Annotated in this window: 18 protein-coding genes; 13 read left to right on the top strand and 5 right to left on the bottom strand. The window is 72.6% G+C overall.

Annotation, left to right across the window (positions count from 1 at the left end; genetic code table 11):
• Positions 1-268 precede the first annotated feature (268 nt).
• The 3 genes from ppdK to NMQ01_RS14665 all read right to left on the bottom strand — a co-directional run bounded on the left by ppdK (position 269) and on the right by NMQ01_RS14665 (position 4,842).
• Positions 269-2,968 carry a pyruvate, phosphate dikinase gene (gene ppdK / locus NMQ01_RS14675; RefSeq protein ID WP_255186384.1) on the bottom strand — a complete coding sequence of 900 codons (2,700 nt, stop codon included), beginning with the start codon at positions 2,966-2,968 and terminating at the stop codon, positions 269-271.
• 129 nt (positions 2,969-3,097) lie between these two features.
• Positions 3,098-3,610 carry a GNAT family N-acetyltransferase gene (locus tag NMQ01_RS14670; protein WP_255184643.1) on the bottom strand — a complete coding sequence of 171 codons (513 nt, stop codon included), beginning with the start codon at positions 3,608-3,610 and terminating at the stop codon, positions 3,098-3,100.
• A 74-nt stretch (positions 3,611-3,684) separates the two neighbouring features.
• Positions 3,685-4,842 carry an MFS transporter gene (locus NMQ01_RS14665; protein WP_255184642.1) on the bottom strand — a complete coding sequence of 386 codons (1,158 nt, stop codon included), beginning with the start codon at positions 4,840-4,842 and terminating at the stop codon, positions 3,685-3,687.
• A gap of 153 nt (positions 4,843-4,995) precedes the next feature.
• Between NMQ01_RS14665 and NMQ01_RS14660 the strand changes: the two genes are divergently transcribed.
• From NMQ01_RS14660 to NMQ01_RS14640, 5 genes are all read left to right on the top strand, one after another.
• Positions 4,996-7,518, top strand: coding sequence for an MMPL family transporter (locus NMQ01_RS14660; protein ID WP_255184641.1), 2,523 nt, complete (start codon positions 4,996-4,998; stop codon positions 7,516-7,518).
• A gap of 11 nt (positions 7,519-7,529) precedes the next feature.
• Entirely contained in the window at positions 7,530-8,006 is a 477-nt protein-coding gene (locus NMQ01_RS14655) for an SRPBCC family protein (protein ID WP_255184640.1), read from the top strand.
• A 502-nt stretch (positions 8,007-8,508) separates the two neighbouring features.
• The gene (locus tag NMQ01_RS14650) at positions 8,509-9,291 is read left to right on the top strand and encodes a hypothetical protein (protein ID WP_255184639.1); all 783 of its coding nucleotides are present in this window, start codon (positions 8,509-8,511) and stop codon (positions 9,289-9,291) included.
• 114 nt (positions 9,292-9,405) lie between these two features.
• Positions 9,406-10,215, top strand: a complete 810-nt coding sequence (locus tag NMQ01_RS14645) for a crotonase/enoyl-CoA hydratase family protein (protein WP_255184638.1) — start codon at positions 9,406-9,408, stop codon at positions 10,213-10,215.
• Positions 10,212-11,306: an N-acetyltransferase gene (locus tag NMQ01_RS14640; RefSeq protein ID WP_255184637.1), complete on the top strand. Its 1,095-nt coding sequence runs from the start codon at positions 10,212-10,214 to the stop codon at positions 11,304-11,306. The genes NMQ01_RS14645 and NMQ01_RS14640 overlap by 4 nt, the downstream gene beginning before the upstream one ends.
• Positions 11,307-11,411: 105 nt before the next feature.
• On the opposite strand, the gene NMQ01_RS14635 is transcribed toward NMQ01_RS14640, so the two are convergent.
• Positions 11,412-12,710, bottom strand: a complete 1,299-nt coding sequence (locus NMQ01_RS14635) for a trans-acting enoyl reductase family protein (RefSeq protein ID WP_255184636.1) — start codon at positions 12,708-12,710, stop codon at positions 11,412-11,414.
• A 138-nt stretch (positions 12,711-12,848) separates the two neighbouring features.
• On the opposite strand from NMQ01_RS14635, the gene NMQ01_RS14630 reads away from it, so the two are divergent.
• From NMQ01_RS14630 to NMQ01_RS14615, 4 genes are all read left to right on the top strand, one after another.
• Entirely contained in the window at positions 12,849-13,079 is a 231-nt protein-coding gene (locus NMQ01_RS14630; protein ID WP_255184635.1) for a hypothetical protein, read from the top strand.
• Positions 13,080-14,315 (top strand): cupin domain-containing protein, encoded by a 1,236-nt coding sequence (locus NMQ01_RS14625; protein ID WP_255184634.1) that lies wholly within the window; start codon positions 13,080-13,082, stop codon positions 14,313-14,315. It begins immediately after the preceding gene.
• 10 nt (positions 14,316-14,325) lie between these two features.
• Positions 14,326-15,219 carry a sucrase ferredoxin gene (locus NMQ01_RS14620; protein ID WP_255184633.1) on the top strand — a complete coding sequence of 298 codons (894 nt, stop codon included), beginning with the start codon at positions 14,326-14,328 and terminating at the stop codon, positions 15,217-15,219.
• Positions 15,220-15,292: 73 nt separating this feature from the next.
• Positions 15,293-16,750 carry a glyceraldehyde-3-phosphate dehydrogenase gene (locus NMQ01_RS14615; RefSeq protein ID WP_255184632.1) on the top strand — a complete coding sequence of 486 codons (1,458 nt, stop codon included), beginning with the start codon at positions 15,293-15,295 and terminating at the stop codon, positions 16,748-16,750.
• 27 nt (positions 16,751-16,777) lie between these two features.
• Here NMQ01_RS14615 and NMQ01_RS14610 read toward each other — a convergent pair whose 3' ends face one another.
• Positions 16,778-18,292 carry a metallophosphoesterase gene (locus tag NMQ01_RS14610; RefSeq protein WP_255184631.1) on the bottom strand — a complete coding sequence of 505 codons (1,515 nt, stop codon included), beginning with the start codon at positions 18,290-18,292 and terminating at the stop codon, positions 16,778-16,780.
• 72 nt (positions 18,293-18,364) lie between these two features.
• Between NMQ01_RS14610 and NMQ01_RS14605 the strand changes: the two genes are divergently transcribed.
• The 4 genes from NMQ01_RS14605 to NMQ01_RS14590 all read left to right on the top strand — a co-directional run bounded on the left by NMQ01_RS14605 (position 18,365) and on the right by NMQ01_RS14590 (position 24,678).
• Positions 18,365-20,029, top strand: a complete 1,665-nt coding sequence (locus tag NMQ01_RS14605; RefSeq protein ID WP_255184630.1) for an FAD-binding dehydrogenase — start codon at positions 18,365-18,367, stop codon at positions 20,027-20,029.
• Positions 20,030-20,096: 67 nt separating this feature from the next.
• Complete coding sequence (locus NMQ01_RS14600; RefSeq protein ID WP_255184629.1) at positions 20,097-23,129, top strand: FtsX-like permease family protein; 3,033 nt, start codon at positions 20,097-20,099, stop codon at positions 23,127-23,129.
• Positions 23,126-23,962 carry an ABC transporter ATP-binding protein gene (locus NMQ01_RS14595; protein ID WP_255184628.1) on the top strand — a complete coding sequence of 279 codons (837 nt, stop codon included), beginning with the start codon at positions 23,126-23,128 and terminating at the stop codon, positions 23,960-23,962. Before NMQ01_RS14600 ends, NMQ01_RS14595 begins: the two co-directional genes overlap by 4 nt.
• Positions 23,959-24,678, top strand: a complete 720-nt coding sequence (locus NMQ01_RS14590) for an ABC transporter ATP-binding protein (RefSeq protein WP_255184627.1) — start codon at positions 23,959-23,961, stop codon at positions 24,676-24,678. The genes NMQ01_RS14595 and NMQ01_RS14590 overlap by 4 nt, the downstream gene beginning before the upstream one ends.
• Positions 24,679-24,729 lie beyond the last annotated feature (51 nt).

Genomic DNA, 24,729 nt, shown 5'->3' with positions numbered 1-24,729 from the left:
GGGGGCGAATCCAGCCCGGACGTGACGAAGGCCCCGCACCATGTGGTGCGGGGCCTTCGTCGTGCCCGGACGAGGTACTGACGCCCATGCGTCATGAAGGTTGTGTGTTGAACCGGTAGCCCTGGAAGCCGGCAGCAGTCCAAGGGGCCCGCCGGCTCCCGGGGCTACCGGTTCAATACCGGGCCAGCATGACGAAGGGCGGGACCCCCTCGTCGGGAGTCCCGCCCTGTGCGGTCTCGAGGCCCGGACGTGCCCGGACGAGGTCCGGTCAGCGGGTGCCGACGTCGTCGGTGAGCACGACCGCGCGGCCGGCCTCCAGGCGCGCCACCGGGACGCGGAAGGGGGAGCAGCTCACGTAGTCGAGGCCGGCCTCGTTGAAGAAGTGGATCGACTCCGGGTCGCCACCGTGCTCGCCGCAGACACCGGTCTTCAGGCCCGGCTGCGTGCTCCGGCCCTTGTCGACACCGATCCGCACGAGCTCGCCGACGCCGAGCGCGTCGAGGGTCTCGAAGGGGGAGATCGTCAGGACGCCGTTCTCCAGGTACTTCGGGAAGAAGGCCGTCTCCACGTCGTCGCGGGAGAAGCCCCACGTCGTCTGGGTCAGGTCGTTGGTGCCGAAGGAGAAGAAGTCGGCGGTCTGCGCGATGCGGTTGGCCGTGAGGGCCGCGCGCGGCAGCTCGATCATGCAGCCGATCGGCAGGTCGATCGACTGGTTGTGCGCCTCGGCGACCTCGGCGATGATCTCCTCCGCCTGGGCCCGGACGATGACGAGCTCACGGTTGGAGCCGATGAGCGGGACCATGATCTCCGGCTGGGGGTCCTTGCCCTCCTCACGCAACCGCACGACGGCCTCGGCGATGGCGCGGATCTGCAGGCCGAAGAGGCCGGGGATCTTCAGCCCGAGGCGCACGCCGCGCAGGCCGAGCATCGGGTTGGACTCGTGGATCGCCCGCACCGCGTCGCGCAGCGCGCGCGCCCGCTCGACCTCGGGGCCACCCTCGCCGCGCTCCTCCGCCAGGGCGACCTCGACGGTCAGGTCGGTGAGGTCGGGGAGGAACTCGTGCAGCGGCGGGTCGATGAGCCGGATCGTCGTCGGCAGCCCGTCCATCGCGGAGAGCAGCTGGGCGAAGTCCTCGATCTGCGCCGGCAGCAGCTCGGCGAGGGCGGCATCGCGCTCCTCGTCGGTTTCCGCGAGGACGACCCGCTCGATCTGCTGGCGCCGCTCGCCGAGGAACTGGTGCTCGGTGCGGCACAGGCCGATCCCCTCGGCGCCGCGGTCGCGGGCGCGCTGGGCGTCCTCGCCGGTGTCGGCGTTGGCGCGCACCTTGAGCCGGCGACGGGCGTCGGCGTGGGTGAGCAGCCGGTCGACGGCCTCGATGAGCTCGGTCGTCTCCTGACCGTCGGAGATCGCCCGGGCGGCCTCGATGCCCTCGGAGATGTAGGTCATCACGGGGGAGTCGACGACGTGGACGTCGCCGAGGAAGACCTCGCCGGTCTTGCCGTCGATGGCGATCGTGTCGCCCTCGCGCACGACGTGCTCGCCGACCCGGATCTCCTTGCTCGCCACGTCGACGACGAGGTCCTCGGCGCCGACGACGGCGCACTTGCCCATGCCGCGGGCGACAACGGCCGCGTGCGAGGTCTTGCCACCGCGCGCGGTGAGGATGCCCGCGGCGGCGATCATGCCGGGCAGGTCCTCGGGGGAGGTCTCGCGACGCACGAGGATCACCGAGCTGCCCTCGGCCTGCTTGGCCTCGGCGCTCGCGTTGTCGAAGGCCACGGCGCCCACGGCCGCGCCGGGGGAGGCGCCCATGCCGGTCGCGATGAGGGTGCGCTCGGCCTCGCGGTCGAACTGCGGGAAGAGCAGCTGGCTCAGCTGCTCGCCGGTGACCCGCTCGAGCGCCTCGTCCATCGTGATCAGGGCCTCGTCGACGAGCTGGGTCGCGATGCGGAAGGCGGCACCGGCGGTGCGCTTGCCGACGCGGGTCTGCAGCATCCACAGCTTGCCGCGCTCGATGGTGAACTCGATGTCGCACAGGTCGCGGTAGTGCGTCTCGAGCCGGCGCATCGCGGCGCGCAGCTCCTTGTAGGCCTCGGGGTCGCGCTGCTCGAGGTCGGTGAGCGCGAGCGTGTTGCGGATGCCGGCGACGACGTCCTCGCCCTGCGCATTGGGCAGGTAGTCGCCGTAGACGCCGGAGTGCCCGGAGGAAGGGTCGCGGGTGAAGCACACGCCCGTGCCCGAGGTCTCGCCGAGGTTGCCGAAGACCATCGCCTGCACGTTGACCGCGGTGCCGAGGTCGTCGGCGATGCGCTCGCGGCGGCGGTAGAGCTGGGCGCGCTCGGTGTTCCAGCTGCGGAAGACCGCCTCGATCGCCATGTCGACCTGGCGACGCGGCGTCTGCGGGAAGGGGTTGCCCGTCTCGTCGAGCACGATCTGCTTGAACTCCGCGACGACCTCCTTGAGGTGGTCGGCGGTCAGGTCGACGTCCGCCTGGACCCCGGCCTGCTCCTTGTGCGCGTCGAGCACGTCGCTGAAGCGCTCGGAGTCGATGTCGAGCACCGTCTTGCCGAACATCTGGATGAGGCGCCGGTAGGAGTCCCACGCGAAGCGCTCGTCGCCGGCGAAGGAGGCCAGCGAGTGCACGGTGTCGTCGTTGAGCCCGACGTTGAGCACCGTCTCCATCATCCCGGGCATGGAGAACTTCGCCCCGGAGCGCACGGAGAGCAGCAGCGGCTCCTCGGAGTCGCCGAGGGTGCGGCCGATGAGGTCCTCGACGTCACGCAGTCGCTGGGTCACCTCGACGCGCACCTCCGGGGGCACCCGCCCCTCGGAGAGGTAGGCGCGGCAGGCCTCGGTGGTGATCGTGAATCCGGGCGGGACCGGCAGGCCCAGCTTGACCATCTCGGCGAGGTTGGCCCCCTTGCCGCCGAGCAGATCCTTCTGGTCGCGATCGCCCTCGCTGAACATGTGGACGTACTGAATCACCGGGTGCCTCCCAAATGCGTGCGTGGAACCCGCCCACTATGGCAGGCGTGACCCGGATCTCCACGTCCGGTTCCACGTGGCCGGACGGGCGGGGGCGAAGGGGGAGTCCGCTCAGTCGTCGTCGCGACCGAGCGCCTCGAGAGCGTCGCCGTCGAGCCGGTAGGTCAGCCACTCGTCCTGCGGCGTCGCGTCGAGCGAGTCGTAGAAGGCGATCGACGGTGCATTCCACCGCAGCACGGACCACTCCAGCCGCTTGTACCCGCGCTCGCGGCACTCCTGCGCGAGGGTCTCGAGCAGCGCCTTGCCCAGGCCCGACCCGCGGTGCCGCGGCTCGACGTAGAGGTCCTCGAGGTGGATACCGTGCCGACCGGTCCAGGTGGAAAAGGTGAGGAACCACAGCGCCATCCCGACGACCTGACGGTCCCGCCCTTCGCCCGCCTCGGCGACGTGGCACCAGGCCATCGGCGTCGCGCCCTTGCCCGTGGGGAAGAGCGCGGCGCGGAAGTCGTCCTCCGTGGCGACGGCCGCGTCCGGCTCCTTCTCGTACGTCGCCAGGTCCTTGACCAGACGGATCAGGTCGGGCAGGTCCTCCGGTGTGGCCGGGCGGATGTCGGGGTGCGCCATGGGGCCGACGATATGCCCTCCGGTCCCTGAGGGGCTTGCGCAGCAAGCGTCTCGAAGGGGCGAAGGGTGCAGGGTCAGTCCAGCGTCGTGCGACCGCGGTGGATGCGAAGGGAGATCAGCAGCGTCACGAGGCCGGCGAGGGACAGGCCGGCGCCGACGAGCGAGGGCGCCTGCCACCCCCATCCAGCGGCGAGGACGAGTCCACCGAGCCAGGCGCCGAGGGCGTTGGCGACGTTGAGGGCGGCGTGATTGCCGGCGGCGCCGAGGGTGCGGGCGCGTCCGGCGACCTCCATGAGCCGCAGCTGGAGGGCGAGGACGAAGGCCGAGACGGAGATGCACACGAGGAGCAGGACGACGCCGGCCGGGATCGCCCAGTTGGCGGCCCAGGCGAAGAGGGCGAGGCTGGCCCCGGTCGCGATCGTCGACCCGACGAGCGTGCGCAGCACCGACAGGTCGACGAGCCGCCCGGCGATCATCGTGCCGAGCAGGCCACCGACGCCGTAGACGAAGAGGTAGATCGGCACCGCGTCGGCGGGCAGGCCGGTCTGGTTGCGCAGGATCGGTGAGATGTAGGAGTACATCGCAAAGACGCCGCCGAAGCCGATCGACCCGACGAGCAGTGTGAGCCAGACCTGCGAGTCGGCGAAGGCGGACAGCTCGCTGCGCACGTCGGCCTCTGTGTCGGCGGGCTGGTGCGGGACGACGATGCTGACGAGCACGGCGGTGAGGACACCGATCGCGGCGACGAGCCAGTACGCGGAGCGCCAGCCGGCCTGCTGGCCCAGCCAGGTCGCGAGTGGGACGCCGGCGACGTTGGCGATGGGGATGCCGAGCATGATCCGGCTGACCGCCCAGCCGCCGCGCCCCGGCGCGACGATGTCGAAGGCGACGATCGAGGCGATGCCGAAGAAGGCGCCGTGCGGGATGCCGGCGACGAGCCGGGCGAGCATGAGCAGCGGGTAGCTCGTGGCGACCGCGCTCAGGGCGTTGCCCACGGCGAAGAGGACCATGAGCGCGACCAGCAGCTCACGGCGGGGGAGCCGGTTGCCGAAGATCGCGATCGTCGGTGCGCCGACGACGACGCCGAGCGCGTACGCCGAGATTGTGTGCCCGGCCTGTGGGATCGTTGTCCCGATGCCCCCGGCGATCTCCGGGAGCAGTCCCATCGTCACGAACTCGGTGACGCCGATGCCGACGCCCCCGAGCACCAGGGCGGCGAGGGCTGTCCCCACCCGACCATCGGTGGACGATCGTGCAACCGGGGGCGGCGAAGGGGGATTCACCGATCCATTCTCTCCCACCGTTTGACCTCTCAACGACATTGCCTCTACATTTGTAGATGACTGTTCTACGGACGTAGAAGACTCGATCAGGAGATCACTCGCATGGCACTTCGCCTCTACCGCCTCGGCCGCTGGTGCGCCACCCACGCCAAGAGCGTGCTCGCGGCCTGGCTCGTCGTCCTCGTACTGGCCGGATCCGGCGCCGCCGCCTTCGGTCGCCCCCTGACCAACGAGGTGTCGGTGCCCGGGAGCGAGTTCGAGGAGGTGCTGGACAACCTGCAGACCGAGATCCCCGACGCAGCAGGCGGCTTCGGCACGGTGGTGCTCCACACCGAGGACGGCGCATTCACCTCCGAGCAGCGCACGGCGATCGACAAGGTCTACGGCGAGTGGGAGGACCAGCCGAGCGTCAAGCGGGTCATCAACCCCTTCGACAACCAGCGGACCCTCGACGACTCGCGCACCGACCTGACGGACGCGAAGAAGGACCTCGACAAGGGCCAGAAGGACCTCGACAAGGCCTGGGTCAAGATCTCCAAGGCCCAGGGCCAGCTCGACTACGGCAACGCGTGGATCGACTACTTCGAGAAGAACGACCCCGACAGCCCGCACCTCGCCGAGATCCGCCAGCAGGTCAAGGACGGCGAGAAGAAGATGGCCAAGGCCAAGAAGGACTACGCCAAGGGGGAGCGCAAGCTCAAGGCCGGCCGGACCCAGTACGACGCCGGCACGATCGTCGCCCACGGGGCCGCGGACACACGATTTGTCACCGATGACGGCTACGCGCTGACCCAGATCCAGTTTGACACCAACACCAACTCCGTCGACCCCGAGGTCAAGGAGGCGATCGTCGAGATCGGGAAGCAGCTCGACGACGTCGGGATCCAGACGGAGTACAGCGTCGAGATCACCCAGGAGAACACCCTCGTCGGTCCCGGTGAGGTCGTCGGCCTGGTCATCGCTGCCATCGTGCTCACCCTCGCCCTCGGCTCGCTCATCGCTGCCGGACTGCCGATCTCCGGTGCCCTCCTCGGCGTCGGCGTCGGCCTCGCCGGGGCCATGACCGCGACGCACTTCTTCGACATGCACGCGATGACCCCGGCGCTCGCGCTCATGCTCGGCCTCGCCGTCGGCATCGACTACGCGCTCTTCATCGTCAACCGGCACCGCATCCAGCTGCTCGACGGGCGCGAGATGACCGACTCCATCGCGCACGCCGTCGGCACCGCGGGCAGCGCCGTCGTCGTCGCCGGCACGACCGTCGCCATCGCGCTCACCGCACTCGTCATCACCCCCGTGCCGCTCCTCGGCCAGATGGGACTCGTCGCCGCCGCGACCGTCGTCGTCGCCGTGTGCGTCGCCCTGACGCTCACCCCGGCCCTGCTCCACGTCGTCGGCCGCCGGGTCATCTCGAAGCGCGCGTGGGCCAAGCATGCCGCCCGGCCCGACACCGACCAGGTCTTCGGGTCGCGCTACGTCGACGGCGTGACGAAGCGCCCCGCGCTCGTCGTGCTCGCTGTCATCGCCCTGTGCGGGATCATCGCGGTGCCGGCGCTCTCCCTTCGCCTCGGGCTGCCGGACGGGTCGAGTGAGCCGCTTGAGTCCACCGCCCACCAGACCTACGTCGAGGTCGAGGACAACTTCGGCGCCGGGGCCAACGGTCCGATCATCGCCGTCGCAACCCTCGACGAGCCGGCGAAGGACACGGACGCGGTCCTCGTCGAGCAGAGCCACCTCGTCAAGGAGCTGCGCAGCGTCGACGGCGTCAAGGCGGTCATCCCCTTCGGGGTCAGTGACGACCGGACCACGCTCGCCTTCCAGGTCGTCACCGTAGGCGGCCCGGCGGACAAGGAGACGAGCGACACCGTCCGCCTCCTCAAGGCGAGCGCCGGACCGATCGGCACGGCGACGCACTCCGAGATCGGCCTCACCGGCCAGACCGTCGCCAACATCGAGATCTCCGAGCAGCTCGCCGCCGCGCTTCCTCCCTACCTGGCGATCGTCATCGGGCTCTCGCTCGTCCTGCTCACCATCGTCTTCCGCAGCATCCTCGTGCCGCTCGTCGCGACCGCCGGCTTCCTGCTGTCCGTCGCCGCGTCCTTCGGTGCCGCCGTCGCGGTCTACCAGTGGGGCTGGCTCGGCTCGATCCTCGGTGTCGACACCCCCGGGCCGATGCTCAGCTTCATGCCGATCATGCTCATCGGCGTCCTCTTCGGCCTGGCGATGGACTACCAGATGTTCCTCGTGTCCGGGATGAAGGAGGCGCACGCCCACGGCGCCGACGCCCGCGCTGCGGTGCGGCACGGCTTCACCCACGGCGCCAAGGTCGTGCTCGCCGCGGCCCTGATCATGGCGGCGGTCTTCGCGGGCTTCATCTTCGCCCACCTGACGATGATCCGGCCGATCGGCTTTGCGCTCGCCGTCGGAGTCCTCGTCGACGCGCTCCTCGTGCGGATGACCCTCACTCCTGCGGTGATGCACCTGCTCGGTGAGGGCGCCTGGTGGATGCCCCGCTGGCTCGACCGGATCCTGCCGGACCTCGACGTCGAGGGCACCGCCCTGGAGCAGGGTCCGGTGACGAAGGGGGAGACCTCGGCCACAGCGGAGCCCGTCAGCGGCTCATAGGGTCGGGTCGCATGACGACGACGCAGAACGCCCCGCTCCTGGAGTCCACGACCGACATCGATGCCACGCCCGAGCAGGTCTGGGCGGTCATCACCGATCCGCGAGCCCTCGCCGGACTGTCCGATCAGGTGGTGCGCACCCACGTCGTGGGTACGGCCCCCGTCGGGCTCGGCACGCGCACGATCAACATCAACCGTCGCGGTCCGCTGCTCTGGCCGACCCGCGCCAAGGTCGTGCGCTTCGAGCGCGCGCGCGACTACGCCTTCCGGGTCAAGGACAACGCGACGATCTGGTCCTTCGAGCTCGCGCCCTCGGCCGCGGGTGGCACGACCGTGACCCACCGCCGCGAGGCCCCGCAGGGCACGACGCAGATCTCGCGCACCCTGCAGGACAAGGTGCTCGGTGGCGTCTCCGACTTCGACCGCGAGATGGAGGCGGGCATGGCCGTCACCCTGCGCCGGCTCAAGGAGCTGCTCGAGGCGCGCTGAGGTGCGTCCCTCCGGCTGAGGTGCGTCCCTCCGGGCGACGGGGGACGACTGCTGGCCTCCGGACGAAGGGGGGCGGCTGCGCCCGCCGAAGTCCTTCGTTCTCCTCTTCGCCGGCGGTTGTCGTGCCTGACTTCGGCTTGATGTGCGCAGCCATCCCCCTTCGTCCTGCGGCTCCCTTGGCCCTCCGCCCACCGACGCCCCCTCTCGGACAAAGACACAGCGCGTGTTCGCTCACGCGCTGTGTCTTTGACTCGAGGCAGCCTCCCTTCGCCCGATGAGGCGCCCGGGGGCCAGCCCCCGGGTCGGATGGGTACTTCTCCCCATCGACCGGTTCCCAGCACATCCATAGGTTTGTCGGTGTCGGAAGGGCACAGGGGACGCCACCCCCGACACCGGTCCGGAGCCTGCAGGGGGGTTCCGGACCGACGCGAAGGGCGGAACTCGACAGGGGGAGTTCCGCCCTTCGCCGCGTCGTGCGCACCGGCTGTGCCACGATTGGCTCATGTCCACACCAGCAGGGGGTCCGAGCGGCCCGAACGTCCCTCCGCCCCCGGGCGGTTCCTTCGGCCAGACCCAGCCGCCCTCCGGGCAGTTCGGGCAGGGCCAGCCCGGCCAGGGCTACGGCGGCGGCCCCGGTGGTCCTGCTGGTCCCGGTGGCCCCGGCCAGCCCTACGGCATGTCCGGTGGCCCGGGTGAGCCGCCGAAGAAGAGCCGCAGCAAGGGCCTGATCGCCGCCATCGCCGGCGTCATCGCCCTCGTCGTGGTCCTGTGCTGCATCGGTGGCTTCGTCATCGCCAACCGTGACGACGACGAGTCGAGCTCGTCGACCACGACGAGCGAGTCGACCAGCGAGAGCAGCACCGAGTCCTCGACCACGGAGCCGACCTCCGAGACGACGAGCGAGCCGACCACCTCGTCGACGAGCGAGCCGACCTCCGAGACCTCGTCCTCCTCCACCGCCGGTGGCGGCACCGCTGAGTTCCCCGAGGAGTTCGACGGCTGGAAGCGTGGCACGACGAGCGACAACAGCGGCCAGCAGACGGCCGTCTACACCAAGGGCTCGGACACGATCTCCGTCGTCATCGGCGAGGGCGTCAAGCCGGCCGACTTCGAGGCCATCTGGGACGGCGACGAAAAGGTCGGCGACAACCACTGCGGCAAGCTCTCCTCGACGACGCAGTGCGCCGGCGAGGCGGGTGGCACGACCTACCTGGTGACCTCGGCGACGTCGAAGTCCGCCTCGGAGGTCTCGGGCATCCTCGACCAGCTCCTCAAGGCGGTCTGACCCGGGAGCACCCCGCCCACGCGGCGGCGCACCCGCGTCCCCGCCACGACCGGAAGGGTCCCGTCCTCGGACGGGGCCCTTCCGTCGTCCCCGGACCCACCTAGTCTTGGGGCCATGCCCCGGCACATCACGACGACCATCCAGGACGGCATCGGACACGTGCGCCTGTCCCGGCCCGACAAGCTCAACGCGCTGACGCTCGACATGCTCGACGACCTCGCCGCGGCGGCCCACGGGCTGCGCTCCGACCGACGGCTGCGGGCCGTCGTCGTCTCGGGGGAGGGGGACTCCTTCTGCGCCGGGCTCGACTTCGGCTCGGCGATGAAGAAGCCGTCGGCGATCGCGTCGCGCTTCGTCCCGCGGCCGTGGCGGGGGACCAACACCTTCCAGGAGGCGCCGTGGGCGCTGCGCCGCCTGCCCGTGCCGGTCATCGCGGCCGTGAGCGGGCACTGCCTCGGTGGCGGGCTGCAGATCGCGCTTGCTGCCGACTTCCGCATCACCCATCCCGAGGCGACGTGGTCGGTGCTCGAGGGCCGCTGGGGGATCATCCCCGACATGTCCGGCGTGCAGGCCCTCTCGGAGCTCGTCGGCATCGACGTGGCGAAGAAGCTGACGATGACCGCCGACAAGATCTCGGGGACCCGGGCGCACGAGCTCGGGCTCGCGACCGAGGTCGCCGCCGACCCCGTGGCCGCGGCCACCGAGCTCGCGCAGCAGCTGGCGACCCGTTCGCCGGACGCGCTCGCCGCGACCAAGCGGCTCTTCGACGGCACGTGGAACCGCAGCCCGCGCTACACCTTCGCCCGTGAGCGAAGGGAGCAGCTGCCCCTGCTCTTCGGGCCCAACGCCGCTCGGGCACGAGCGGCCAATGCCCGCAAGGAGTCCCCCGACTTCCTGCCCCGTCAGCGACGGATGGTCCCGTGAGCGGCGGCCCCCGCAACCAGACCGGCTTCCTCCCGATCGTCCCGGAGGACCTGCCCGAGGGCTGGACGACCCGGGTGCCCGACGAGACCGACGTCGACGAGCTCATCGCGCTCGTCTCGTCGGCCAAGCGGGCGGTCGACGGCTCCGGTGCCGTCGAGGCCGAGCTCGTCGCCGGCGAGGCCGTCGGTGAGGGCTCGTGGACCCGTCGTCAGGTCGTCGTCGCTGATCCGCAGGGTGCGATCCGGGTGTGGGCCCGGGTGCACGACCGGGCGGCCGGCCGGTCCAACGTCGACCTGACCGCTGACCCGGCGCTCGGTCGCGAGGACGGTCAGGCGCTCGCGGCCTCGCTGCTCGCCTGGGCCGAGGCGGTCGCGCTGCGCATCTCCCGCGGGCGCGGGCTCGGAGGCACCCGGCTCGACGTGTCGGTGCACGAGGACGACGACCGCCTGCGCAGCATGCTCGAGCCGGCCGGCTTCACCCGCGCGCGTCGGTGGCTGCAGATGAGCCGGCCCATCGGTCCCGGCGACGCCGAGCTCGCCGAGACCCGCGAGGGCGTCGTCGTGCGCCAGGTCGCGCGCCGCGAGGACGGCACCCCGGTCGCGGCGGACCTGCAGGCGGTCTACCGGATGATCGAGGAGTCCTTCGCCGACCACTTCAACTCCTATCGCGAGTCCTTCCCGGAGTTCCTCTCGCGGCTGCGCGAGGCGCCCGGCCACCGGTGGGACCACTGGTGGATCGCCGACATCGAGATCGAGGGCCAGTGGGTGCCCGGCGGCGCCGTGGCCGCAGCGGTGCTGCCCGAGGACGCCGACGGCCACGAGGGCACCTACATCGACTACATCGGCGTCCACCGCCTGGCCCGCGGTCGCGGGGTGGCCAAGTCGCTGCTCCACGCCGTCATCGCCGACACCGCTCGCCGCGGCCGCAACCGCGTCTCGCTCGAGGTCGACGCCGACAGCCCGACCGGCGCCGACGGGATCTATGCGTCGATGGGCTGGGTCACCCGCTATCGCACCGAGTCCTGGCACCGCGACGTGCGCGCCGAGGGCACCGACGCCCCCGTGCCGCAGGCCCGCCTCGACGAGTCCTGACCTTCCCCCCTTCGCACGACCTGAGGCCGCATTGCCCAACGGCAATGCGGCCTCAGGTCGCCGCCCTGCTGCATTGCCCTTGGGCAATGCGGAGTCCGGGGAGCGTCAGGCGTCGATGCGCCGGGTCTCGATGGTGAAGTCCTGCGCCCGCAGGCGCTCGATGAGCGGGGCGGCCATCGCGACCGCGGGGGTGAGCACGCCCCCTTCGCTCGTCAGGTCGTCCTGGGCGAGGCACAGCGCGGCCTGGCCGAGCATGATCGCCGTGCCGTTGTAGCCGGGGTCGGCCTTGGCCGCGACCGTCGTCGCGTACTGCGCGCCACCGGTCGTGGAGGCGACGACCTCCATCGTGAAGCGCCCGTTGACCCGCGTCTGCTCGTCCGGACCCTCGCCCGGCTCGGGCAGGAAGCGGTCGACGACCCGACGGGTCGGCGCGAAGGACAGGCCAGCGACGAGACCGAGCAGGCCGGCGGTCATGCCGGTGGCGGCGAAGGGGGACTTCGCGCGGCTGCCGAAGTCGGTCACCTCGTGGTAGCGGAAGGCACGGCCGTAGGCCCAGCCGAGCAGGGCATTGCTCCGGCGCACGATGCGCGTGTTGTACGACGCCATGATGAAGGGGCCGGTCCAGTGACCGTCGGCGGTGCGGCGCACCGGCAGCCGGGAGCCGACCTTGCCGAGCGCCGAGCGCACCCGCGAGTGCTCGGTGGTCGTCGGGGCGATCTCGGCCCGGTCGGCGCTCGTCGGCTCGGCGGCGCGGTCGGGGCTCAGGCCGTAGGGGTCGTTGATGACGCGTCGGTCCTCGACGGACTCGCGCGCGGCGATCGTCTGCCGGCGCATCGAGTCGATCGTGCCGCCGGAGAGGCCGCCGCGCAGGCGGCGCACGAAGAGCACCGTGTCGGTCAGCTCGCCGGCGCCCTCCTCGCGGGCGACCCGGGCCGTCTCCCAGACGCCGATGTCCGAGGGGATCGAGTCGAAGCCGCACGAGTGGACGACCCGGGCGCCGGAGCGCTGGGCCACCTCGTGGAAGGCCTCGGCGGAGTCACGGACGAAGAGCACCTCGCCGGTGAGGTCGGCGTAGTGCGTGCCGGCGACGGCGCAGGCCTTGACGAGCTCGCGCCCGTAGGCGGCATAGGGGCCGACCGTGGTCACGAGGACGCGCGTGCGGGCGGCGAGGTCCGCGCAGGCGGCGGGGTCGGAGACGTCGACGACGACCCGCGGCCACGTGGCGGCGGCGTCACCGAGCTCGGCGGCGAGGGCGTCGAGCTTGTCCCGCGAGCGTCCGGCGAGGGCGACGCGCAGGCCGTCGGGGGCGTGGTCGCGCAGGTGCGCCGCGGTGAGTCGACCGACGAAGCCGGTGGCTCCGACAAGCACGACGTCGAGGTCGCGGGCAGCGGTGGGTGCAGTCATGAATCGACACTAACCCGTTGTGCCTCAACCTGTTTCATGTTCAACCGACTCGCCCCCTTCCCTTGCGGGGCGCTCTCCGATAGACAGGGAGCCCGGGGACGATGCCGTCCCTCCTCTCGACTGTGAAGGAGTAGCACCATGACGCAGCCTCCGAACGAGACCCCTGACCTGCCCGAGGAGGCCATCGGCGGCGTGCCCGTCGAGGCCCCGACCGCCGGTGACGGCGGTGCGGACGGCGCCGCTGGTGACGGTGGCGCGGACGGAGCCGCTGGTGACGGTGGCGCGGACGGAGCCGCTGGTGACGGTGGCGCGGACGGAGCCGCTGGCGACGGCGCTGCCGGTGACGGTGGCGCCGACGGCGGAGCCTGAGTGACCGACGCCCACGAGGCCGGTGCACCCGCGCGGTGCACCGGCCTCGCCCGCGTCACCGACCTCGGCCCCGAGGAGCTCGAGCGCTCCTGGGGTCGAGAGCCCCGGCACGTGACCGCGGCGGCGCTGCCGACCCCCTTCGACGACCTGCTGACGACCCGTGACGTCGACGACCTGCTCTCGCGTCGTGGCCTGCGCACTCCCTTCCTGCGCGTGGCCCGTGACGGGCACACGCTCGCTGACGCCGACTTCACCCGCGGCGGTGGCGTCGGCGCGGGCGTGACCGACCAGCTCGACGACACCGCGCTGCTGCGCCTCTTCGCCGAGGGGCACACCCTCGTCCTGCAGGGCCTGCACCGCACCCACCCGCCGGTGCTCGAGCTCGCCCAGGACCTCGCCGCCGACCTCGGCCACCCCGTGCAGGTCAATGCCTATGTCACCCCGCCGAGCAGCCGCGGCTTCGCCGCCCACTACGACGTGCACGACGTCTTCGTCCTGCAGACCGCGGGGGAGAAGCGCTGGCGCCTGCACGCCCCCGTCCAGCCGCACCCGCTGCGTGACCAGCCGTGGCAGGACCGGCGCCCGGCCGTCGAGCAGGCGGCCACCGGCGAGCCGCACCTCGAGGTCACGCTTCGGCCCGGCGACGTGCTCTACGTGCCCCGTGGCTGGCTGCACTCGGCGACCGCCCTCGGCGGCGTGAGCACGCACCTGACCGTCGGCATCCACGTGTGGCACCGCGGACACCTCGCCGAGGCCGTTTTCGACGCCGCGCGAAGGGGGCTGGCTGCGCAGGAGTCGCAGCGCACCTCCCTTCGCCCCGGGGTGGACGTCGCCGACCCCGAGGCCATCGCCGACGACCTCGCCGCCGTCCGCGAGGCGCTGCTGCAGGCCGTCGCCGACGTCGACGCGAGCGCCGTCGCCGCACGGCTCGCCGCCCGCCAGCGCGCGGCCCAGCGGCCGGGGCCGGTGAGCCCGGTCGGGACCGTCGAGGCCCTCGCCGACGGGCTCGACGACCTCCCCATCGCGCCCCGCGCCCACCTGCAGGCTTCGCTCGAGACCGGCGCCGAGGGCGCGGTCCTCGTCAGCCGGGCCGGGCGGCTGCCCCTCACCGACGACGACGCGGCGGCGGTGACGGCCTGGCTCGCCGGCGCGGTGCCCGCCGTGCTCGACCCCGACCTCGCCCGGCGGCTCGTCGTCGCCGGGGTGGCGGTGCCCGCCGCCGAGCGCCCCGCGTAGGGTCGCGAGCGTGAGCACGACCCCCTCCGCGAGGCCCACCCGGTGCTCGCTCGCTGCCCTCGAGCGCGGCGACGTGCCGGTCGGCACCGCCGTGCCCGCGCGCTACTGGATGCTCGTCGGTCACCCCGGCCCGTGGCCGGCCAAGCCGATCGCGGCGCCCGACATCGCCGACGTCCGCGCGGACCTCGACGCGGCCCTGGGGCGCTTCGGTGCCCGGCTCCAGCTCATCCGCCGGCACGGCCGGCTCGAGGGCGACCAGGTCGATGCCGAGGGGCTGCAGCAGGTCTTCCTCGTCGACGTGTGGCGCGGGCTCGTCGGCCGCGCCCGCTGGGAGCGGCCCGAGGACCTCGTCGCGCTCGCGGGGCGCTTCGACGACCTGCCCGACCCGACGAGCGAACCGCTCTTCCTCGTGTGCGCCCACGGGCGCAAGGACGTCTGCTGCGCGGTCGAGGGGCGGGTCGTCGCCGCGGTCCTCGACGACGCCCTGCCCGGTGCCGTCTGGGAGACGACCCACCTCGGCGGCGACCGCTTCGCCGGCAACGTCGTGATCCTCCCTGAGGGGTCGATGTACGGCCGGCTCACCGGCGACACCGCGCCCCGGGTCGTCCTCGACCACCTCGACGGTCGGGTCGACCTCGACCGCTGGCGTGGCCGCTGCTCCTGGCACCCGGCGGCGCAGGCCGCGGCCCACGACCTGCTGCGCACCGACCCCTCCGTGCGCCTGCCCGACCTCGCACCGCCGCGCCTCGAGGCCGCCGGCGAGGACGCCTGGCTGGTCCACCTCGACCACGGTGGGCGGTCCTCCCTTCGTCATGTCGTGCGCACGATGAGCGCGCCCCACCAGCTCACCTGCGGAGGGGCGCCCAAGGTGCAGGCGCTCTTCGACGTGACGACCCCGGGCTGACCGGTGTGAGATCTGTCGTCGCAGGCCGGTGCGAGGCTCGTCCCCGAGGCGTCAGCGGCTACGATCTGGGCCCATGACGACGACGCCGCAGACGAGCAACGCAGCCGACGACCACCTCTCCGAGTGGGCCGACCGCCAGGCCAAGGCGGAGGCGATGATCCCCGTCGTGGGCCGCCTCTACCGCGAGTTCGGGGTCGTGACCTCGATCCACGGCCGCGCCCTCCTCGGCCAGTCCTCGACCGACGTGCTCAAGGCGCACCGCTTCGCCCGTCGCGTCGACATCGAGCTGACCGTCGACGACACCCTGCCGATGCTCGAGGCGCTCACCGCCCTCCAGCCCGGCCCGGCCTCCATCGACGTCGCCCGCCTGCACCGCCGCCGCCTCGAGGCCGGCGATGGCGTCGCGCTCGAGGACTTCCTGCGCTCCGAGCTCGCTGACGTCGTCGGCAAGCACGGCGAGGGCGAGCTGCCGAGCACCGACGTCGTCCTCTACGGCTTCGGCCGCATCGGCCGCCTGCTCGCGCGCATCCTCATCGAGCACGCCGGCACCGGTCACGGCCTGCGCCTGCGCGCCATCGTCGTGCGCAAGGGCGCCGACAACGACCTGTCCAAGCGCGCCAGCCTGCTGCGCCGCGACTCGGTCCACGGCTCCTTCGCCGGCACGATCACCGTCGACGAGGAGGCCAGCACCATCCTCGCCAACGGCACCCTCATCCAGGTCATCTACTCCGACGACCCGTCGAGCGTCGACTACACGCAGTACGGCATCAACGACGCGATCGTCGTCGACAACACCGGCAAGTGGCGTGACGAGGAGGGCCTGTCCAAGCACCTCGCCTGCCCCGGCGTCTCCCGCGTGCTGCTCACCGCCCCGGGCAAGGGAGGCCTGCCCAACATCGTCAGCGGCATCAACGACGCGATGATCGGCGACAGCAAGGTCGTCACCGCCGCCTCGTGCACGACCAATGCGATCGTCCCGGCGCTCAAGGTCGTCAACGACGAGTACGGCGTCGTCGGTGGCCACATCGAGACGGTCCACTCCTTCACCAACGACCAGAACCTCATCGACAACTTCCACAAGGGCGAGCGGCGTGGCCGCTCGGCGGCGCTCAACATGGTGCTGACCGAGACCGGCGCCGCCAAGGCCGTGGCCAAGGCGCTGCCCGAGCTCGAGGGCAAGCTCACCGGCAACTCGGTGCGGGTGCCCACCCCCGACGTGTCGATGGCGATCCTCAACCTCACGCTGGAGAAGAGCGTCGAGCGCGAGGAGCTCAACGACTTCCTGCGTCAGGCCTCGCTCTACGGCGACCTGCACAAGCAGCTCGACTACATTGACAGCCCCGAGGTCGTCTCGACCGACTTCGTCGGCAACCGTCACGCCGGCATCGTCGACGGCCGCGCGACGATCACCTCGGGCGACCGGGTCGTCCTCTACGTCTGGTACGACAACGAGTTCGGCTACTCCTGCCAGGTCGTGCGCGTGCTCGAGGAGATGGCGCAGGTCCACCCGCCGGCCTTCCCGGCAGTCTGATCGAGGCGAGCGACGGTCCGTCCCCGGCTACGGCCGAAGGGGGCGGACCGTCGCCTTGTCCCCGCCGCAGGTGCGCCCCTCCTCGGGGGCGTCGACGATCCGGGCGGCGTTGAGCACGGAGAGCGAGTCGAAGCTCGGCCGCCCCTCGATGACCGAGCGGTACTCGTAGCGGGTCAGGCGCTGGGCCCGGCACCGGTCGTCGAAGGTCAGCACGTCGAAGCTGCTCGGCTGCCCGACGAGCTCGGCATCGGGACCGCCGACGAAGTGCGAGAGGGTGCCGCCGCCGGTGAAGGTGCCGACCTGCAGCCGGTTGCCGCTCACCTGCGGCACGTGCCCGTGGCCGTGGACGCGCAGCCGGCCGGGAGCGTCGTCGAGCGCGGGCTCCTCGTGGGAGACGGTGATGTCCGGCGCCTCGGTCTCGCCGAGGGCCTCGACCCACCGGTCGCGCGCCGCGACCTGCTCGTCGGTGCTGCCGTCGTCGGCGTCGCCGTAGTAGCGCGGGTCGTTGAAGCCCGCGATCCGCAGGCCGCCGACCTCGATCTCCTGGTACTCGCCCGAGCCCGGCTCGAGGAGCGTCACGCCGTCGGTGCCGGCGAGGTCGTCGAGCAGCTGGGTGTCGTCGACAGCGCTGCGGTCGTGGTTGCCGGAGACGAAGACATAGGGGACCCCGAGCGAGGAGATCGACCGGTAGAGGTTGCTCAGCCCGGCCTCCTGCACCCGACCGAAGTTGATCAGGTCGCCGGAGTCGATGACGACGTCGATGTCCTGCTCGCGCACGATCGTGCGCATGAGCGCGTACTGGTTGGAGGCGTGCACGTCGGAGACGAGCAGCACCTTGAGCGCGGCGGAGTCGTCCTCGGCCTCGGGTGCGTACTCCTGCTGCATCGCCGTCGACAGCGCGAGGAGGTTGCGCAGGTAGGGCGTGGCCTGGTCGGCCCGCTGCTCGACGTCGTCGAGGAGGTCGCGGTTGGCGATGGCCAGCTGGAGCAGCCCGCTCGAGCGCAGCTCGACGAGCCGGTCGGGGTCGTAGGTGCGCCAGGCCGACAGGCCCAGGGTCGACAGGGTGACCGCGGTGACGAGGCTCGCGCCGACGACGGTCCGGCGGTGCGGGAGCGTGCGACGGCGCAGCCGGACCACGCCGAGGCACAGGAGCAGACCGAGCACGCCACCGGCGGCGAAGCGCAGCCCGACCCCGGTCGCGGCGTCGGTGATGACCCGGGTGCGCTCCTGCGGGCTGACGTCGAGGCTCGCGGCGTCGAGGTTGCCCGAGGCGACGAGCTCGGTGATCGAGGGCTTGACCCGCGGCGAGACCCGCACGCCGGGGGCGATGCCGGCGAACTGCGCGGACACGCTGCCGACGACCGTGTCGGTGCCGATGTGGGACCGGTCCGTCCAGCTCGGGGACAGGCGCACGTCGGCGGCGTAGTAGTCCGTCTCGACGGTCACGGGCCACAGCGAGGCGGTGACGAGCCCACCGGTGACGACCGCGGCGACGAGCGCCAGGGTCGCGGCGACGAGGCGCAGGCGAGCGGTCCAGGACATGCGGCCCACTGTAGGCAGAAGCCACCTGAACCCCAGTTGCTACTGACGAGTAATGCGGTCTAGGGTCACCCCATGGATGCTGATGCCATCGTCGTGGGCCACGGGCTGGCCGGACTCGTCGCGACCGCGGAGCTGGCGGATGCCGGCCGCAAGGTCCTCCTCGTCGACCAGGAGAGCGTCGCCAACATCGGCGGTCAGGCGCACTGGTCCTTCGGTGGCCTCTTCTTCGTCGACAGCCCCGAGCAGCGCCGCATGGGCATCAAGGACTCGGCCGAGCTGGCCCACGGTGACTGGATGAACACCGCCGGCTTCGACCGCGAGGAGGACCACTGGCCGCGGCAGTGGGCGCAGGCCTACCTCGACTTCGCGGGCGGGGAGAAGCGGGCCTGGCTGCACGAGCAGGGCATGCGCTGGTTCCCCATCGTCGGCTGGGCCGAGCGCGGAGACGGCTCGGCCCACGGCCACGGCAACTCCGTGCCCCGCTTCCACATCACGTGGGGGACCGGTCCCGGTGTTGCGGCTCCCTTCGTCCGCAGGGTCGAGGAGGCCCGTGAGCGCGGACTGGTGACCTATGCCCACCGGCACCGCGTGGACGAGATCATCGTCGAAGGGGGTGCCGTCACCGGTGTCCGTGGGGTCGAGCTCGCGCCCGACGACGCCGAGCGTGGCGTGGCGACCAACCGCGACAGCATCGGTGGCTTCGAGCTGCGGGCCCCCGTCGTCCTCGTCGCCTCGGGCGGCATCGGCGGCAACCACGACCTCGTGCGCGCCAACTGGCCCGAGCGCCTCGGCACCCCGCCGAAGCACATGGTGACCGGCGTGCCGGCGCACGTCGACGGCCGGATGATCGCCATCACCGAGGCCGCCGGCGGCAACCTCATCAACCGCGACCGGATGTGGCACTACGTCGAAGGGATCCGCAACTGGGACCCCATCTGGGCCGGCCACGGCATCCGGATCCTGCCCGGGCCGAGCTCGATGTGGCTCGACGCCGAGGGCACCCGGCTGCCGGCCCCGCTCATGCCTGGCTACGACACCCTCGGCACGCTGGAGCACCTGCGTGCCACCGGTCACGACCACTCGTGGTTCGTCACCAACCGGTCGGTCGCGGGCAAGGAGTTCGCCCTCTCCGGCTCGGAGCAGAACGAGGACCTCACCGGCAAGGACGTCGCCGGGGTCCTGCGCAAGCGCTCGCTCGCCGACGTCACGCCGTCGATGCAGGCCTTCCTCGACAAGGGCGCCGACTTCGTCCTGGCCGACACCGTCGAGGAGCTCGTCGCGAAGATGAACGAGCTCGTCGAGGAGGGCGAGCCGCGGCTCGACGTCGCCCACGTCAAGCGGCAGCTCGACGAGCGCGACGCCCAGCTCGACAACCCCTATGGCAAGGACGCGCAGATCGCCGCGATGCGGGTCGCCCGCTCCTACCGCGGCGACAAGATCTCCAAGCGCGCCTACCCGCCGCACAAGCTGCAGGACCCGAAGAAGGGTCCGCTCGTCGGCGTCAAGCTGCACGTCCTCTCCCGCAAGACGCTCGGTGGCTTCGAGACCGACCTGTCCTCGCGGGTCCTCGGTCACGACGGCGCGCCGGTGCCGGGCCTCTACGCCGCCGGCGAGGCGGCCGGCTTCGGCGGTGGCGGCCTGCACGGCTACCGCGCCCTCGAGGGGACCTTCCTCGGTGGCTGCATCTTCTCCGGGCGCACGGCCGGTCGGGCGATGGCGCAGGAGATCGGCGACTGATCCGGCCTTCACTGGCCCACACCGAGGCGTAGGGTGACGGCGGTCACGACAGAAGGGGGACCGCTGCATGTGGGCAGCGTTGCGGTACCGCAGGGGGCAGGTCATCGCGCTTGTCCTCGTCTCCGCCCTCGTGACGACCTGTGCGGTCTTCGCGCCCGTCTTCGCGCGGAGCATCGACCAGGGGCTGCTGCGGGTGCACCTCACCGAGGCCGACCCGGCGACGACGGCCACGACGATGACCCGTCCGCGCACCTCGACCGAGCGCACCCTCATGCCGCAGACCCTCGCCGACGAGGTGCCCGCCGGCCTGCAGGCCGTCTCGGGCGAGCCCATCACCGGGCTGCGCTACGCGACCAACCTCAGCCCGGCGAAGGGCCGCAAGGCCTCGCCGGCCCTGCTGCGCACCCGCTCCGGCCTGTGCGACCACGTCGAGATCGAGGGGCGCTGCCCGCAGCAGGGCGGTGAGGTCGTCGTCTCCGCGGCGGACGCCAAGGCCTGGGGGTGGAGGCAGGGCACCGAGCTGCTCATCCCGCAGGCGAAGTACTCGCGCTTCGACCCCGACGAGCCCGACGTGCCGCTCGAGGTCGTCGGCATCTACTCCGTGCCCGACGAGGACGCCGACTACTGGCTGGGCAACCGGCCGGACGGCAAGTCCGGCGTCCCGCACCCCGACCTCGACAACCTCCCGGGGCTCGACGACCTCTTCACCGTCGACGCGACCTTCGCCGACGCACTGCCGACTGCCTCCGTCAGCGTCGACCTGCCGCTCGACACCTCCAAGGCCACCCTCGACTCGCTGCCCCGTGCTGCGGCCGCCGTCGAGGATCTCGGCGAGGAGCACCCCGAGATCACCGTGAGCGACTCCGCCGGGACGATCGTCTCCGGCATCGAGACCGGACGCTCGCAGACCGCGGTCATCGTCCCCTTCGTCATGGTGCAGCTGGCGCTGCTGTCGGTGCTCGTGCTCTTCCTCGTCGCCCAGTCCGCCGTCGACCAGCGGCGCCACGACGTCGCCCTCGCCCGGCTGCGCGGACGCTCACGCTCGGGCGCCCGGCGACTGCTGCTCGGCGAGCTCGTCGTGCCGGTCCTGCTCGGACTGCCCCTCGGCGTCGTCGCCGCCATGCTGCTCGCCCTCGGGGTGCGGGCGCTCATGCTGCCGGGGGGCATCCCCTTCGAGATCCCGCTCGCGGTCGTCCCGTGGACGCTCGGGGCGCTGCTGCTGTCGGTGCTCGCCGTGCACCTCGCCTCGCGACCCGTGCTGCGCGAGCCGGTCAACGACCTGCTGCGCTCGGTGCGGCCGACCGGTGCGGGTGGCTCCGCCGTCGTCGAGATCGTCGTCGTGGTCCTCGCTGCCGTCGGGGTCGTCGGGCTCGCGACCGGCGCGCTCAGCGGGCCGGCCGCCCTCGCCACCCCGACCCTGCTCGCCATCGCCGTCGGCGTGCTCGCCGCCCGCCTCGTGCCGTGGCTCGCCGCCCGCCGGGCGACCTCGGCGATGCGTCGGGGACGCGTCGCCGCGGCCATCGCCGGGCACGGCATCGGCCGCCGCCCGGCGGCCCGACGGGTCCTCGTCGTCACGACCGTGGCCACCGCGGTCGCCGTCTTCGGGGCCAATGCGGTCGTCGTCGCCGATCGCAACCGGCTCGCCCGCGCCGAGCTGGAGACCGGCTCCCCTGCCGTGCTGTCGGTGGACTCGCCCACCGCGCCGGCGCTCCTCGACGCCGCGACCACCCTCGACGAGCACGACATCGATGCCGCGCCCGTGGCCCTCATCCGGCCCAAGGCCGACACCGCCGGCGCGACGATGGCGGTCGACCCCGAGGCGCTCGTGCGCGTCGCCCACCCCGAGGCCGTGAGCGGTCTCGACGTCGACGCCCTGGCCCTGCCCGAGCAGGAGCCCGTCCGGCTGCCGGCCGGCGACGTGACCGCGCGGGTGACCTGGGACCTGCGCGGGCTCGGCGACGCCGAACCCCCGACGCTCCTGCTCGACATGACGACCCGCGAGGGGGATGCCCGCTCGGCGGAGATCGCGACCCTCGGGCCCAAGGGCACGGGCCAGGTCACGGTCGACTCCCCGCTCTTCTGCTCGGCGGGCTGCCGCCTCGCCGGCATCCGGGTCGGGACCTCGGGCGTCACCGGCAGCAGTGTGCGCGGCACGGTCACCGTCACCGACCTGTCCGTCGCCGGCCGCCCGCTGCCCGTGGGCAGCCAGAGCACGTGGGAGGACGAGAAGGCCGGTGACGGCACCGGCCTGACCCTCACGGCGAAGGGGAAGTCCCTCACCCTCGGGGTCGCAGCCGCCGACGGCGCCGACGTCGCCGCCCACGTCACCGACGTGCCGCGACCGGTGCCCGCGATCGTCTCGGGAGAGGTCGCGGAGAAGGGCGACACGGTGCAGGTGCTCGACGTCGCCGGCGGTCAGACCGACGTCGTCGCCGCCCAGCACGTCGCGGCGCTGCCGGCCGCGACCGACGCCGGGGTGCTCGTCTCCCTTCGCGCCCTGGCGCGGGTGACGGGCGAGCTCGACACCACCCGCACCGACCGCGAGCTGTGGCTCGCCGACGCGTCGCCGGGCACCCTCGAGCGGGCGCAGGAGGTGCTCGCCGACGAGGGCGTCGCCGTGCGCTCGGTGCGCACGACCGAGCAGGCCGACCGGGTCTTCGACCAGTCGGCGTCCGGGTGGGGGCTGCAGCTCGCGCTCATCGGTGGGGCGCTCGCCGTCGTCCTCGCGGCGCTCGTCCTGCTCATCCTTGCCGTCACCGGCTGGCGGGCTACCGTGCGCGACCTCGCCGCCCTGCGGGTCAGCGGTGTGGCGGCGAAGGACATCGGTCGCGCCCTGCGCACCGAGCACCTGACGAGCGTCGCCGTCGGTGTCCTCCTCGGCGCCCTGTGCGCGCTCGCCGGATCGTGGATCGCGCTGCCGGCGCTGCCGCTCTTCACCTCGCGCGCAGCGGTGCCCGCGCTCGACCACTCGCCCGCCTGGGTCGCGGTGCTGGCCGCGACGGTCGGGGTCGCCGTCGTCCTGCTCGTCGTCGCCCTGCTGCTCGCGGCCGGCGTGCGCCGTCGGGTCACCCTCTCGGCCGCGAGGGGGGAGCCGACGTGACCGGTCTGCCGCTGCGCACCCACGGGCTCGTGCACATCTACCGCGCCGAGGGGCACGACGTCGCCGCCCTCTCGGGCGTCGACCTCACCGTCGCGGCGGGCGAGCGCATCGCGCTGCTCGGGCCGAGCGGTGCGGGCAAGTCGACGCTCCTCGCACTCTTCGGCGGCCTGCTGCGCCCGAGCGCCGGCCGCATCCACGTCGGCGACCACGAGCTGTCGGTGATGTCCGAGGCGCAGGTCGACGCCTTCCGCGCGCAGGAGGTCGGCATCGTCCTGCAGGGCGCCGCGCGCAACCACCTGCCGTGGCTGTCGGTGCGGGGCAACATCGACTTCGCCCAGCGCTCGGCCCGCCGCTCAGGGCGCACCGTGCCCGAGGTCGACGACCTGCTCGAGCTGCTCGGGCTCACCGACGTCGCCGACGCCCCGCTCGACGGGCTCACCCCGGGCGCCCTCCAGCTCGCCGCACTCGCGGTCGCGCTCGCCTCCGGGCCGGGGCTGCTCCTCGGCGACGAGCCGACGAGCCAGCTCGACCACGACTCCCGCGACGTCGTCCTCGAGGCCATGGCCGAGGTCGGGCGCACCCTCGGCACGACGATCGTCGTCGTCACCCACGACCCCGACGTGGCCGCAGCATTTCCCCGGACCGTGACGATCCGCGACGGGCGGGTCGGTGGCGAGGGGCGCAGCGGCGAGGAGTACTCCGTCGTCGCCGCCGACGGGTCGCTGCCGCTGCCCCCGCCGGCGCTCGACGCCTTCCCGCCCGGCACCCTCGTGCGCGTCCACCGGGCGGACGACGGCACCTGGCAGCTGATCACCGACGAGGAGGGCGCATGAGCCCGGGCAGCCCCGCCACGACCAACGCCCCGGACCGGACCGGAGGGGTCCTCGTCCTCGACGACGTGAGCGTCCGCTACGGAGAGGTCGTCGCGGTCGACGGCGCGAGTGCCACCGCCCGCCCGGGAGAGGTCACCGCCGTCACCGGTCACTCCGGGGCGGGCAAGACCTCGCTGCTGTGGGCGGTCGGCGGGCTGCTCGCGCCGGGGCAGGCGAGCGGCTCGATCACACTGGGGGACACCGCGATCGGCGAGGAGGCGACCTCGCGCGCCGCGGGTGCCGTGCTCATCCCGCAGGGCAGCGCCCTCGCCGAGGTCCTCACCGCCCGCGACAACGTCGCGGTGCCACTCGTCGCAGCCGGTGTGCCCGGCGGGGACGCGCTCGCCCAGGCCGACCACGCGCTCGCCTCCGTCGGGCTCGACGAGCACGGCGACCACCTCGCCGAGGAGCTCTCCGGCGGTCAGCGGCAGCGCGTGGCCGTGGCTCGGGGACTGGCGCTGGCCTCCCTTCGCCTGGGGGCGGGGGCGGCGGTGCTGCTCGCCGACGAACCCACCTCCGAGCTCGACCACGACACCCGCGAGCGGGTCGTGGTGCTGCTCGAGGACCTCGCCCGCCGTGGCGCGACGGTGCTCCTGGCGACGCACGACCCCGAGGTCGCCGAGATCGCCCCCGCCCGCTGGCACCTCGACGACGGCCGCCTCACCCCGACCCCCTGACTCTGCAGGACCCTAGGGTTTTGCAGGGTTGGGGCCGGGCAACTCTGCAGG

It is taken from the genome of Janibacter sp. CX7 (genome assembly GCF_024362365.1).
In the GTDB taxonomy this organism is placed as follows: Bacteria; Actinomycetota; Actinomycetes; order Actinomycetales; family Dermatophilaceae; genus Janibacter.
The sequence above is the reverse complement of the archived record's forward strand: the minus strand, read 5'-3'. Positions and strand labels throughout refer to the sequence as shown.